At 73.0% G+C, this 13082-nt stretch carries 11 protein-coding genes; 6 read left to right on the top strand and 5 right to left on the bottom strand.

What is annotated here, in order from left to right; genetic code table 11:
- Window positions 1–116: 116 nt before the first annotated feature.
- Complete coding sequence (locus ACFWVC_RS02650) at window positions 117–1346, top strand: GNAT family N-acetyltransferase (RefSeq protein WP_384274852.1); 1230 nt, start codon at window positions 117–119, stop codon at window positions 1344–1346.
- A gap of 7 nt (window positions 1347–1353) precedes the next feature.
- Here the strand turns inward: ACFWVC_RS02650 and ACFWVC_RS02645 are convergent, their stop codons facing one another.
- On the bottom strand, window positions 1354–2178 hold the full coding sequence (locus tag ACFWVC_RS02645; RefSeq protein ID WP_384274848.1) for an Fpg/Nei family DNA glycosylase: 825 nt from the start codon (window positions 2176–2178) through the stop codon (window positions 1354–1356).
- A gap of 7 nt (window positions 2179–2185) precedes the next feature.
- Window positions 2186–2671 (bottom strand): ribose-5-phosphate isomerase, encoded by a 486-nt coding sequence (locus ACFWVC_RS02640; RefSeq protein ID WP_384274841.1) that lies wholly within the window; start codon window positions 2669–2671, stop codon window positions 2186–2188.
- Window positions 2672–2845: 174 nt separating this feature from the next.
- Between ACFWVC_RS02640 and ACFWVC_RS02635 the strand changes: the two genes are divergently transcribed.
- Window positions 2846–4303 carry an amino acid permease gene (locus tag ACFWVC_RS02635; protein WP_384274838.1) on the top strand — a complete coding sequence of 486 codons (1458 nt, stop codon included), beginning with the start codon at window positions 2846–2848 and terminating at the stop codon, window positions 4301–4303.
- Here the strand turns inward: ACFWVC_RS02635 and ACFWVC_RS02630 are convergent.
- Window positions 4267–6012, bottom strand: coding sequence for a protein kinase (locus ACFWVC_RS02630; RefSeq protein ID WP_384274832.1), 1746 nt, complete (start codon window positions 6010–6012; stop codon window positions 4267–4269). The genes ACFWVC_RS02635 and ACFWVC_RS02630 overlap by 37 nt on opposite strands.
- A gap of 225 nt (window positions 6013–6237) precedes the next feature.
- On the opposite strand from ACFWVC_RS02630, the gene ACFWVC_RS02625 reads away from it, so the two are divergent.
- Window positions 6238–6936 carry an LPXTG cell wall anchor domain-containing protein gene (locus ACFWVC_RS02625; protein ID WP_384274827.1) on the top strand — a complete coding sequence of 233 codons (699 nt, stop codon included), beginning with the start codon at window positions 6238–6240 and terminating at the stop codon, window positions 6934–6936.
- Window positions 6937–7007: 71 nt separating this feature from the next.
- Here ACFWVC_RS02625 and ACFWVC_RS02620 read toward each other — a convergent pair whose 3' ends face one another.
- Window positions 7008–7601, bottom strand: coding sequence for a biotin transporter BioY (locus tag ACFWVC_RS02620; RefSeq protein ID WP_384274822.1), 594 nt, complete (start codon window positions 7599–7601; stop codon window positions 7008–7010).
- Window positions 7602–7929: 328 nt separating this feature from the next.
- On the opposite strand from ACFWVC_RS02620, the gene ACFWVC_RS02615 reads away from it, so the two are divergent.
- Both ACFWVC_RS02615 and ACFWVC_RS02610 read left to right on the top strand, forming a co-directional pair.
- Window positions 7930–8910: a carbohydrate kinase gene (locus ACFWVC_RS02615; RefSeq protein ID WP_384274813.1), complete on the top strand. Its 981-nt coding sequence runs from the start codon at window positions 7930–7932 to the stop codon at window positions 8908–8910.
- Window positions 8911–8950: 40 nt separating this feature from the next.
- Entirely contained in the window at window positions 8951–9652 is a 702-nt protein-coding gene (locus ACFWVC_RS02610; RefSeq protein ID WP_384274804.1) for an HAD family hydrolase, read from the top strand.
- Between the two features lie 10 nt (window positions 9653–9662).
- Here the strand turns inward: ACFWVC_RS02610 and ACFWVC_RS02605 are convergent, their stop codons facing one another.
- Window positions 9663–10307, bottom strand: a complete 645-nt coding sequence (locus tag ACFWVC_RS02605; protein WP_384274798.1) for a DsbA family protein — start codon at window positions 10305–10307, stop codon at window positions 9663–9665.
- 161 nt (window positions 10308–10468) lie between these two features.
- On the opposite strand from ACFWVC_RS02605, the gene pepN reads away from it, so the two are divergent.
- Window positions 10469–13051 (top strand): aminopeptidase N, encoded by a 2583-nt coding sequence (pepN, locus tag ACFWVC_RS02600; RefSeq protein ID WP_384274789.1) that lies wholly within the window; start codon window positions 10469–10471, stop codon window positions 13049–13051.
- Window positions 13052–13082: the final 31 nt, after the last annotated feature.

Genomic DNA, 13082 nt, shown 5'->3' with positions numbered 1-13082 from the left:
CCTATCCACTGTCACCCGTTCTCCGCAGCGCAGGTCCCCCCGGCGGTTCGCCGGACCGGGACGGCGGACGGCGAAAATCGCTCGCCGGGACGGGGGACCGCTGGTAGGCAGGGGACATGACGGTGGACTTGCGGGTTCTGGAACCCGGGCAGTGGGACACGTGGTTCGGCAGGCTGGAGCGGGCCTTCGGCAGCGCGGCCTGGCCGGCGGAGGAGCGGGACTTCGACCGCTCCGTCACGGAGACCGGGCGGTCGCTGGCCGCCTGGGACGGCGACGAGATCGTCGGCACGGCGGGGGCCTTCTCCTTCCGGCTGGCGGTGCCGGGCGGCGCGGCGGTGCCCGCGGCCGGCGTGACGATGGTGAGCGTCGCCGCGACGCACCGGCGCCAGGGGATGCTGACCGCGATGATGCGGCGGCAGCTGGACGAGGTGCGCGCGCTCGGCGAGCCGCTGGCGGTGCTGACCGCCTCGGAACCGGCGATTTACGGCCGCTTCGGCTACGCGGTGGCCACCGACCAGATGAGCGTGGACATCGACACCGTGCGCGCGGGCCTGACGGTGCCGGACGGCGCCGATGACGTGCGGCTGCGCTTCGCGGACCTCGAGGCGTCGGTGCCGGCGTGCGAGGCGGTCTACGCACAGCTGGTGCCGGGCCGTCCGGGCATGCTGGAGCGGCGGCCCGGCTGGGAGCGCAAGGGGGTGCTGGACCCGGAGGCGCACCGCGGCGGCGCGTCGGACCTGCAGTGCGTGCTCGCCGAGCGCGACGGCGAGGTGGTCGGCTATGTGCGCTACGCGGTCAAGAGCTCCTGGAACGCCCACGGACCCGACGGCACGGTCGTGCTGCGCGAACTGGAGGCGCTGGACCCGGCCGCCCAAGGCGCGCTGTGGCGCTACCTGTTCGGCATCGACCTGACGTGCCGGGTGACCTCCCGCAACCGTCCGGCCGACGACGCGATCCTGCACATGGTGGCCGACGTGCGCCGCTGCGCCGTGCGTTTCAAGGAGGGCATGATGCTGCGCCCGGTCGAGGTGGGCGCCGCCCTCGCGGCCCGTACGTATGCCGCGCCGGTGGACGTCGTGCTGGAGGTCACGGACCCCTTCTGCCCCTGGAACGAGGGCCGTTGGCGGCTCTGCGGCGACGCCAAGGGCGCCTCGTGCGAGCGCACGACCGACCCGGCGGACCTCGCACTGTCGGCGCGGGAGCTCGGCGCGGCCTACCTCGGCGGCACCTCGCTCACCGCGCTGGAGCGGGCCGGGCGGGTCCGGGAACTGCGCCGCGGAGCGCTGAAGGAGGCGGCGGTCGCCTTCGGCGGCGATGTCGCCCCCTGGCTGCCGCACGGCTTCTAGGCCGGTCCTAGCCCCGGCCTCCCGCGGCGGGCTGACAGCCCGGGCACCAGAAGAGGTTCCGCGCCGCGAGGGTGGCGGTGCGGACCTCGGTGCCGCAGACCAGGCAGGGCATGGCGGCGCGGCGGTAGACATAGACCTCGCCGCCGTGGTCGTCGACGCGCGGCGGCCGGCCCATGGCCTCGGGGGTGTGCTCCGGCCGGACGGTGTCGATCCGGTTGTTGCGCACCCCCTCGCGCATGAGGGCCACCAGGTCGTCCCAGACCGCCCGCCACCGCGCCGGACCGAGGTCGCGCCCCGCCGTGTACGGGTCGATGCCGTGCCGGAAGAGGACCTCGGCGCGGTAGACGTTGCCGACGCCCGCGACGACCTTCTGGTCCATGAGCAGGGCGGCGACGCTGGTGCGGCTGCGCTCGACGCGGGACCAGGCGCGGTCGCCGGTGTCCGCGGGACGCAGCGGATCGGGGCCGAGGCGGTCGTGTATCGCCTGCTTCTCCCCGCCGGTGATCAGCTCGCAGGCCGTGGGGCCGCGCAGGTCCATGTGGTGGTCGCCGGTGGCCAGCCGGAGCCGGACCTGGCCGACGGGCGCGCCACCCGGCCCGGTGCCGAAGCCGCACTTGCCGTACAGACCCAGGTGCACATGGACCCAGCCGAGCGGCCCGAAGCCGAGGAAGAGGTGCTTGCCGTGGGCCTCGGCGGTCTCCAGCACCTGGCCGTCCAGGAGTGCGGCGCCGTCGGAGAACTTGCCCTGCGGACTGCTCGCCCGGACCACGCGGCCGCCGAAGCGCTCCTCGTGGTCCGCGGCGAGGCGGTGGATCGTATGCCCTTCGGGCATGCCCGGATCAGCTCTCCTGGGGGTGGGCCGGGACGGCAGGCAGTTCGCCCGTGGCCTCGTACGCGGTGAGCATGGCGATGCGGCGGGCGTGACGCTCCGCGCCCGAGTACGGCGTGCTCAGGAAGACCTCGATGAACCGGGTCGCGTCCTCGCGGGAGTGCATGCGGGCGCCGACACTGATCACATTGGCGTTGTTGTGCTCGCGGCCCAGGGTCGCGGTCTCCTCGCTCCAGGCGAGCACGGCGCGGACGCCCTTGACCTTGTTGGCCGCGATGGCCTCGCCGTTGCCGGAGCCGCCGATGACGATGCCGAGGGCGTCGGGGTCGCCGGCGGCGCCCTCCGCGGCGCGCAGGCAGAACGGCGGGTAGTCGTCCTGGGCGTCGTAGACGTGCGGTCCGCAGTCGACGGGCTCGTGGCCGTTGGCCTGGAGCCACTCGACGAGGTGGTTCTTCAGTTCAAAGCCGGCATGGTCGGAGCCGAGGTACACGCGCATGGCCCCGAGTGTGGCACGACTGCCCCTGAGGGTGCCGACCCGGGTGCTCCGAGTGAGGGTCGTGCAGGTCGTGTGCGGTGTCCGCGAGGGAAACTTGAGATGGATTTGAGGGTAAGACAACAAAACGGAATCAAGGGTTCCCGCAGCGGCCGCGGCGGTGTTTCATGCCACCCCATGAGTACACGTCCCCCCACACCAGTGGCCGATTCCCCCGCGAAGGCCCGTGAGGCCGCGCCGGAGTCCGGCTCCGGCCTGCAGGCCGGGCTCAAGAACCGCCATCTGTCGATGATCGCGATCGGCGGCGTGATCGGCGCGGGCCTGTTCGTCGGCTCCGGCTCCGGCATCGCCGCCGCGGGCCCCGGCATCCTCGTGTCCTACGCCCTCGTCGGCACCATGGTCGTCTTCGTGATGCGCATGCTCGGCGAGATGGCCGCCGCCAACCCGACCTCGGGCTCCTTCTCCGCCTACGCGGACCGCGCGCTCGGCCGGTGGGCCGGCTTCTCGATCGGCTGGCTGTACTGGTTCTTCTGGGTCGTGGTGCTGGCGGTCGAGGCGACCGCCGGTGCCAGGATCCTGGAGGGCTGGGTGCCCGCCGTGCCGCAGTGGGCCTGGGCGCTGATCGTGATGACGGTGCTGACCGCGACCAATCTGGCCTCGGTCGCCTCGTACGGCGAGTTCGAGTTCTGGTTCGCCGGCATCAAGGTCGTCGCCATCGCCGGCTTCATCGTGCTGGGCGCGCTCGCCGTCTTCGGCGTCCTCCCCGGCGCGCACAACGACGCCGTGGGACTGGCCCATCTGACCGACCACGGCGGGTTCCTGCCGAACGGACCGGGCAAGATCCTCACCGGTGTGCTGCTGGTCGTCTTCTCCTTCATGGGCAGTGAGATCGTCACCCTGGCCGCCGGCGAGTCGGCGGATCCCGAGCGCGCCGTGAGCAAGGCCACCAACAGCGTGATCTGGCGGATCGGCGTCTTCTACCTGGGCTCGATCCTCATCGTCGTCGCGCTGCTGCCGTGGAACGACCCGGCGATCGCCAAGGACGGCTCCTATGTCGCGGCGCTGAACACCATCGGCATCCCGCACGCCGGCCAGGTCATGAACGTGATCGTGCTGACCGCCGTGCTGTCCTGCCTGAACTCCGGCCTCTACACGGCCTCCCGCATGGCGTTCTCCCTCGGCCGGCGCGGCGACGCGCCCAAGGCGTTCGGCCGCACCAGTGCGCGCGGCGTCCCGCGGGCGGCGATCCTCGGCTCGGTGGTCTTCGGCTTCGTCGCCGTCTTCTTCAACTACAAGTACCCGGACACCGTCTTCCTCTTCCTGCTCAACGCCTCCGGCGCCATCGCGCTGTTCGTGTGGCTGGTGATCTGCTTCTCCCAGCTGCGCATGCGCAGGATCATCCTGCGCGAGGCACCGGAGCGACTGCGGGTGCGGATGTGGCTGTTCCCGTACCTGACCTGGGCGACGATCGCGATGATCGTGTTCGTGCTGGGCTACATGCTCACCGACGGCACCGACGGCGGCGGTCGCGACCAGGTGGTCGTCTCGGTCCTGGTGGCGCTGGGCGTGATCGGCGTGGCGGTGGTCCGCCAACTGCTCTACAGGGGCCGGAAGGACGCGGTCACCGCCTCGTAGACGGAGAGCGCGGCGGGCTCGCCGGCCGCCGCGTACCAGATGTTGAGCTGGTACGACTTACCTCCCTCGGCGAATCCGAGCTGCCGCGCCTTCCACGGCGCGCCCGCCTGGGTGAAGGAGTACTCCCACACGACGGCCGGACGGCCGCGGAACGTCGTCCGCTGCAGCCGGATCTTCTGGTAGTCGGGCACGTCGTGGGAGCCCGCCTCGAAGGCCTGCCACTGCTTCAGGAGATCGCCGCCCCGTGCGAGTGCGTACGAGGCGGCGATCTCCTGCTGTCCGTCCGGGGCGTGGTAGTGGACGTTGGACGGGCTCTTGGCGGTACGGGTCCAGCCGTGCGGGGGCTGCCAGGCGAAACCGGTCTCGTTGCGGCCGGGGGGCTGGGCCGCCGTGGGGGGTGGTGTGGCGGGCGACGCCGAGGCGGTCGCCGGGGGGCGGCTGGTGCCGGCGACGACGGGGCCCTCGCGATGGCCGGTGCGGGACGCGGTGAGCACGACCACGGTCGCGGCGACGGCGGCGGCGACCAGGCCCGCGCCGGCGAGCAGGGCGGCACGGCGGAGCCGGGAGCGCGCGGAGGGCGGGGCGGGCAGGGCTGCGGGTACGGGCGCGGGGCCGGCTTCGGCTTCGGGCGCGGCTTCTGCTTCGGGCGCGGGGTCCGGCACTGGCGGGGGTGCGGGCGCGGGTTCAGGCGTGGGCTGCCCGGTCCGCGCGGCCGCGTAGGCCTCCCAGCCGGGCGGGACCGCGTCCTCCGGCTCGGGGGCCGGTGGCGCGGGTTCCGGCGCCGGAAGCGGTGCGGCCCCGCCCACCGCGAGCGTGGGGACGTATCCCTCCTCGGCGGGCGGCGGTGCCTGCCGGGTCACGACGGTGCGCCCGCCCGGCGGGTCGGCGAGGGCGGCCAGCGCCTCTTCGAGCAGGTCCAGGGTCGGCCGCTCCTCCGGGTCCTTGCGCAGCAGCGCCGCCAGCGTCTCGCGCAGCGGGCCCGCCTCCGAGGGCAGTTGGGGCTCCTCGTACAGCACGGCGTGCAGCGTGGCCAGGGTGGTGGGACGGGCGAAGGGCGACTGCCCGGCCAGCGCGGCGCACAAGGTGGCGCCCAGCGACCACAGGTCGGACGAGGGCCCCTGCTGCCGGCCCTCGATGCGCTCCGGGGCCATGTAGTCCGGGGAGCCGATGAGCATCCCGGCCATGGTGAGCGCGGCGGAGTCCTGGATCGCGGCGATCCCGAAGTCGGTGAGCACCACCCGCCCGCGGGTGTCGATCAGGACGTTGCCGGGTTTGATGTCGCGGTGCAGCACGCCGACCGCGTGGACCTCGCGCAGCGCCCGTGCCAGGCCGGTCGCGATCCGTACCGCCTCGGCCCGGCCGACCGGGCCGTCCTGCACCAGGACCTGCTCCAGGGACCGGCAGTCGACCAGTTCCATGACGATCCAGAGCCGGTCCGCCTCCTGGACGACGTCGTAGACGCGCACCACGTTGGGGTGGTCGATGCGGGCGGTGGCGCGCGCCTCGCGCAGGGTCCGCTCGCGCCGGACGCGGGCGTCCTCGGCCGCCATGTCGTCCAGCCGCATCTCCTTGACCGCGACCTGGCGGTCGAGCACCTCGTCGACGGCCCGCCACACCCGCCCCATCCCACCCTGGCCGATCGGCTCCGCCAGCCGGTAGCGGCCCACCACCAGCCGGCCCCGCACGTCGCCGCTCGCGTTTCCCACCATGCCCGGACTCCCCACTGCGGGAGGAATTCCCCCTGCCCCTCAATTCCTGTCCGGTATCGCATCATTCACGACGGGTCCGGGACAGAAGTATGAACTTGCCACCATCACAGCATAGATGCCCCGAATCTTGTGGTACCTCTTCAGATACCGCTGATGCGGAGGCAAGAAGGGGGAAGAGCAATGCGCCTTTTCGATCGGCGAATTCACGTTCGGGAGACGGCCGCGGTGGCGGCCGTGCTGGCCCTGGCGTTCGCAGGGCCCGCGTACGGGGCCGATCCCGTACCCGGCAGCGGCCAGGGGGGCACCCCGGGGCCGAGCGTGCCCGCGGGTGTCAAGGTGGGCACCGAGCTGCCGTCCCGGATCTCCGTCGACAACAAGACGGAGAAGACCTCGATCACCGCGACGGTCGTCAACAAGGGGAAGCAGAAGTCCCCCGAACTCACCTTGCTGGTCGTCGGTTTCGACGCGCTGAAGGTCACCGGCGTGAAGGGCTGCGACCCGATCCCCAAGGGCGAACTGCCCAAGGGGTCCAACAGCGGGTTCAGTTGCGACGTCGGCACCCTGGCCGCGGGCAAGAGCCGCAGCTACCCGGTGTCCGCGACCTACGACCTGCAGGGCAAGGGCAAGATCTGCCTGCCCGTCACGGGCGACGGCGGCACGCTGCTGTGGCAGCAGGGCCCCGTGCCCTTCGGCACCGCCAAGCCGACACCCAACGCACCCGACACCCCGCTGCTGCTGGGCACCGACAACGTGCCCTTCGGCCCCGACTCGTCCACCCGTCCGAGCCCGGGCGCCTCGGGCACCCTTCCGAGCACCGGCGCCCCCGACCGCACGACCGTCCTCGCCCTGGGCGGCGGCCTGCTGCTGGCCGCGGGCGGCGCGGGGCTGTGGCTGACCCGGCGGCCGCGGTCGGCGCGGCACTGACCGGCCGCGACGGCACGACTGAGGGGGCGGCCGGCGGCCGCCCCCTCAGTCGTCGCACACGGGCCGTACGGTCAGCCGCGGCGGCCGACGAGCTTCCAGGCAGCCGGCAGCGCGCCCATGGCCAGGGCGGCCTTGAGGGCGTCGCCGATCAGGTAGGGCGTGAGGCCCAGGGAGACGGCCTGGGACGCCGACAGGTGCGCGGCCAGCGCGAGGTAGGGCACGCCGACGGCGTAGACGACGGCGCTGCCGAGCACCATCGTGCCGGCCGTGCGCCACACGCTGCGGTCCGCGCCGCGGCGGGCCAGGGCGCCCACGACGCCGGCGGCGAGCGCCATGCCCAGGATGTAGCCGAAGCTGGGCGCGCCCGCGCCCGACGAGCCGTCCGCGAACCACGGCATCCCGGCGACGCCGGCCACCGCGTACAGCGCGAGCGCCAGCAGGCCGCGGCGGGCGCCGAGGGCGGTGCCGACCAGCAGCGCCGCGAAGGTCTGCCCCGTCACCGGCACCGGCGAGCCGGGCACCGGCACCGACAACTGCGCGGCCAGGCCGGTGAGTACGGCGCCGCCCAGCACGAGGGTGGCGTCCCGCAGCCGCGACGCGGGGATCAGGTCGGCGAGGACCGGGTGGGTGCGTACGGCGGAAGCGGCGGGAACTGCGGTGGCCATCGGTACTCCGCGGGTGAGGGTCTGTTCGGTCACCGCGACGTTAACCCGGCCCCCGCGTCCCGATCATCGTCGGCCGGGCACAAAGCCCTGATCACCTTGGTGGTGACATCCCTACAAGGTGCGCGGGCACCACGTGAGTTTCGTCACGGTGGACTGGACGGACCGCTGTGGGATCTCTCCAATCGGTTCCACCGAAGGGATCGGGCCGCGACAGCGGCGCGGTCCGGCCCCGCGCAGGCGGCCCCGGGGCGTCGCTCTTATCCTTCTGCGACGGCGCCTCGCTCCGGATGCCGCCCGATCGCACCGAACTGGAGGCGTACCCGTCCCGATGAGTGCTCCGTCCCCGACCGCGTCCTCGTCGGCGTCCTCGTCCTCGTCCTCGTCGGCGGCGTCGTCCTCCTCCCCTTCCCGGGTCACCGTGGTCGGCGAGGTCCTCGTCGACCTGCTGTGGCGTTCCGGGGAGCGCGGGGTCACCCCGCTGCCCGGCGGCAGCCCGGCCAACGTGGCGGTCGGTCTGCGGCGGCTCGGCCGGCCCACCACGCTGGTCACGACCTGGGGCGAGGACCCGCCCGGGGAGCTCGTCCGGGACCACCTGGCAGCGACCGGGATCGACGTCGTCCGCGCCGCGAGCCCGGCCGGGCGGACGACGCTGGCGATGGCGTACGTGGACCGGGAGGGCTCCGCCTCGTACGACTTCCTGGCCTCCTGGGATCCCGAGCACCTGGCGGTGCCGCCCGACACCTCGGTGCTGCACACCGGTTCGCTGGCCACCGTCATCGAGCCGGGGGCGAGCCGGGTGCTGGAGCTGTGCCGGGACCTGCACGCGCTCCCCGGGCGCACCGTGGTCGCCGATCTCAACGTTCGCCCCGCGGTGCAGCCGGACCGGCTCGCCTACCGCAAGGCGTGCCTGCGGCTGGCCGGGGTCACCGACGTCGTCAAGGCCAGTGATGTCGATCTGAGCTGGCTCTTCCCCCGCCTGGACCCCGCCGAGGCGGCCCGGGTCCTGCTCGCCGAAGGACCGCGGCTGGCCGTCGTCACCCTGGGCGCCGAGGGCGCGATGGCGATCACCCGGGACACGGTCGTGCGCGTGGCGGCGCCGAGGGTGGCGGTGGCCGACACCATCGGGGCGGGCGACGCCTTCCAGGCGGCTTTGCTGGACAGCGTCGCCGCGTCGGGCGTGCCCGCCGCCTCGGAGCGGCTGTCCGAGGTGCTGACCCGCTGCGTCACCGCCGCCGCGATCAACTGCACCCGGGTGGGCGCCGATCCGCCCACGCGTGCCGAACTCGACGCGGCCTGCCCCGCCCGATAATCACGGGCCCCGGCGCCCGCGCGCTGGTTAGGCTCCCGCCATGGGTGACGCGAGGCTGACCGGGCAAGTGCTGATCTTCGACGCGGACGACACGCTCTGGGAGAACAACGTCGTCTTCGAACGGGTGATAGAGGACTTCCTCGACTGGGTCGACCACCCGGTGCTGGACCGGGACCGGATCAGGGCGCTGCTCAACGAGATCGAGGCGGCGAACGCGGTCGCCCACGGATACGGCAGCAAGGTGTTCCTGCGCAGCCTCGGCGAGTGCCTGGAGCGGCTGCGGGAGCGTCCGGCGACGCGGGAGGAGGCCCGGCGCATCGACGAGCTGGCGCTGGCCTTCGCCGAGCACCGCGTGGAGCTGATGCCCGGGGTCGCGCACACCCTCGACGAGCTGGGCGGCCGCCATGAGCTGCTGCTGCTCACCAAGGGCGACGCCGAGGAGCAGTCCCGCAAGGTCGAGGCGTCGGGGCTCGCCGGCCGGTTCCGCGGTGTGCACATCGTCCCGGAGAAGGCCGTGGACACCTACCGGGGGCTGATCGCGCACTACGGCTTCGCGCCGGAGGCGGCCTGGATGATCGGCAACTCCCCCAAGTCGGACATCATCCCCGCCCGGGAGGCGGGGATGAGCGCCGTCTTCATCCCCAACGACAACACCTGGGTGCTGGAGCAGTCCGAGATCGACCCGGCCGACGAGCGTGTGCTGCGGCTGACGGCCTTCCCCGAACTGCTCCGGCACTTCTAGTGAGGGGAGATCAGTCGAAGACCGGTCCCTGGTCGCGGGTGCGCTTGATCTCGTAGAAGCCGGGGGTCGACGCGACGAGCAGCGTGCCGTCCCACAGGCGGGCCGCGGCCTCGCCCTTGGGGGCCGGGGTGACGACCGGGCCGAAGAAGGCGATCTGCTCGCCGTCGGCGCCGGGGACCGCGATGACCGGGGTGCCGACGTCCTGGCCGACCTTGGAGATGCCCTCCTGGTGGGAGGCGCGCAGCTCCGTGTCGTAGGCGTCGCTGTCGGCGAAGTCGGCGAGGTCCGCGGGCAGGCCGGCCTCCTCCAGGGCGGCGACGATGACCTCGCGGTCCTTGTGGCCCAGACCCTGGTTGTGGATGCGGGTGCCCAGGGCGGTGTAGAGGGGGCCGAGCACCTTGCTGCCGTACTTCTGCTCGGCGGCGATGCAGACGCGGACCGGGCCCCAGGCCGTGGTCAGGAACTCGCGGTACTCCTCGGGGAGCTCGCGGCCGTCGTTGAGGACCGCCAGGCTCATCACGTGCCAGCGCACCTCGACGGGGCGCACCTTCTCGACCTCCAGCATCCATCGGGAGGTCATCCACGCCCAGGGGCAGGCGGGGTCGAACCAGAAGTCCACCGGGGTCGGGGTGGGGTTCGCTGTGGTCTCGGTCACGGTTGTCTCCTCGGGGCATGACACATCGACACGTGGTGCGGAACAGGGAACACCCCCGGCCGCATCCCCATTCCCGTGCGGTGCCCTCCGGTGCCACGTGCGAAGATGCCTGGCGTCCACAAGACACTCCCCACGACGACGTGCGAACGGATGGAGACCCCGTGCCCGGTGAGAACCTCACGCGTGACGAGGCCCGCGAGCGGGCCCGGCTGCTCGCCGTGGAGGGCTACGAGGTCGCGCTCGACCTTCGGTCGGCGGTCCGGGCGGAGGAGCCCGCCTACCGTTCGGTGACCACGATCCGCTTCCGCTGCGCCGAGCCCGGCGCCGCGAGCTTCGCCGACCTGGTGGCGCCCTCGGTCACCTCCGTGCTGCTCAACGGCCGGGAGCTGGACCCCGCGGAGGTCTTCGACGGGGCGCGGATCGCGCTGACGGACCTGGCCGCCGACAACGTGCTGGTCGTCGACGCGCAGTGCGCCTACAGCCGCACCGGCGAGGGCCTGCACCGCTTCGTCGACCCCGAGGACGGCGAGGTCTACCTCTACACGCAGTACGAGCCGGCCGACGCCCGCCGGGTCTTCGCCAACTTCGAGCAGCCCGACTTGAAGGCGCCCTTCACCTTCTCGGTGACCGCTCCGGAGTCATGGGTTGTGCTGGGCAACGAGCGGGTCACCGGCGTCTCGGACGGCGGGCAGACCCGGCACTTCGCGCCGACCCGGCCGATCTCCACGTACATCACGGCGGTCGTCGCCGGGCCGTACCACATGGTGCACGACAGCTACCGGCGCACCCTTGCGGACGGCACGGAGCTGGAGATCCCGCTGGGCGCGCTGTGCCGCAAGGGCCTGGCCCGGCACTTCGAGGCCGAGGAGATCTTCACCGTCACCCGGCAGGGCCTGGACTTCTTCCACGACCACTTCGACTACCCGTACCCCTTCGGGAAGTACGACCAGGCCTTCGTGCCGGAGTACAACATCGGCGCGATGGAGAACCCCGGTCTGGTCACCTTCCGCGAGGAGTACGTCTTCCGCGGCAAGGTCACCCGGGCGTCGTACGAGGGGCGGGCCAACGTCATCCTGCACGAGATGGCGCACATGTGGTTCGGCGACCTGGTCACCATGAAGTGGTGGGACGACCTGTGGCTCAAGGAGTCCTTCGCCGACTTCATGGGCGCGTTCTCGCTCGTGGAGGCGACCCGCTACAAGGACGGCTGGATCACTTTCGCCAACCGGCGCAAGGCGTGGGCCTACCGCGCCGACCAGCTGCCGTCCACGCACCCGGTCACGGCCGACATCCGCGACCTGGAGGACGCCAAGCTCAACTTCGACGGCATCACGTACGCCAAGGGCGCCTCGGTGCTCAAGCAACTGGTCGCCTACGTGGGCCGGGACGCGTTCCTGGAGGGCGCGCGGCGCTACTTCAAGCGGCACGCGTACGGCAACACCGAGCTCGGCGACCTGCTGTCGGTGCTGGCGGAGACCTCGGGGCGCGACATGGCCGAGTGGTCCCGGGCCTGGCTGCAGACCGCGGGCGTCAACTCGCTGACGCCGCAGGTGACGTACGACGGCGAGGGGCGCGTCGCGGAGCTCGCCGTGGTGCAGGAGGCCGCGGCCTCGCACCCGCAGCTGCGGCCGCACCGCGTGGCGGTCGGGCTCTACCGCCGCACGCCCGGGGGCGCCCTGGAGCGGTACGCGCGTGCCGAGACCGACGTCGCCGGGCCGCGCAGCGTCGTGGCCGAGCTGGCCGGGGCCGAGCGCCCCGACCTCGTCCTGGTCAACGACGAGGACCTGACGTACTGCAAGATCCGCTTCGACGAGGACTCCCTGGCCACCGTCCGGGAGCACCTGGGCGAGCTCGCCGACCCCATGGCGCGGGCGCTGGCCTGGTCCGCGGTGTGGAACATGACGCGCGACGGGCTCATGCCCGCCCGCGACTACCTCGGCCTGGTCCTGCGCTTCGCGGGCGCCGAGACCGACATCGGCGTCCTGCAGGGCCTGCACCTGCAGGCCCGTACCGCCCTCAACGACTACGCCGCGCCCGGCCGGCGCGAGGAGGGGCTGCGCGCACTGGAGCAGGGCGCCCTGCGCGAGCTGCGCGCGGCCGAGCCCGGCAGCGGGCACCAGCTCGCCTGGGCCCGCTTCCACGCCTCGGTCGCCTCGGGCGAGACCGGGACGGCGTTCCTGCGTTCGCTCCTGGACGGCACGGAGAAGATCGACGGGCTGGAGGTGGACCAGGAACTGCGCTGGACGTTCCTGGAGTCCCTGGCCGCGGACGGTTCCGCCGACGAGGCCGTCATCGCCGCCGAGCTCGCCCGCGACGACACCGCCTCCGGCAGGCGGCACCAGGTGCGGTGCCTGGCGGCGCGCCCCTCGGCGGCGGTCAAGGCGCAGGCCTGGGCGGCGGTCGTGGAGTCCGACGCGCTGTCCAACGCCCTGGTCGAGGCGACCATCGCGGGCTTCGATCAGGCGGGTCAGCGCGAGCTGCTGGCGCCGTACGCCGAGAAGTACTTCGCCGTCATCGAGCGGATCTGGGCGGAGCGGTCGATCGAGATCGGCATGGCCGTGGTCCGTGGGCTCTTCCCGCATCTGCAGGACCGCGCGGAGACGGTCGACGACGCCGCCGCCTGGCTGGACGCGCACACCGATGCCGCCCCCGCCCTGCGGCGGCTGGTCGCCGAGTGCCGCGACGACCTCGCGCGCGCGCTGCGCGCCCAGGCACGCGACGCGGCGGCCGGCGCGGGCGTCTGATCCCGGCGTGTGCGGGGGTGCGCCGCCCGGC

Source organism: Streptomyces sp. NPDC058691 (genome assembly GCF_042714775.1).
Classification (GTDB): Bacteria; Actinomycetota; Actinomycetes; order Streptomycetales; family Streptomycetaceae; genus Actinacidiphila.
Note: the sequence above shows the minus strand (reverse complement) of the source record. Positions and strands in the feature narration are given on the sequence as shown.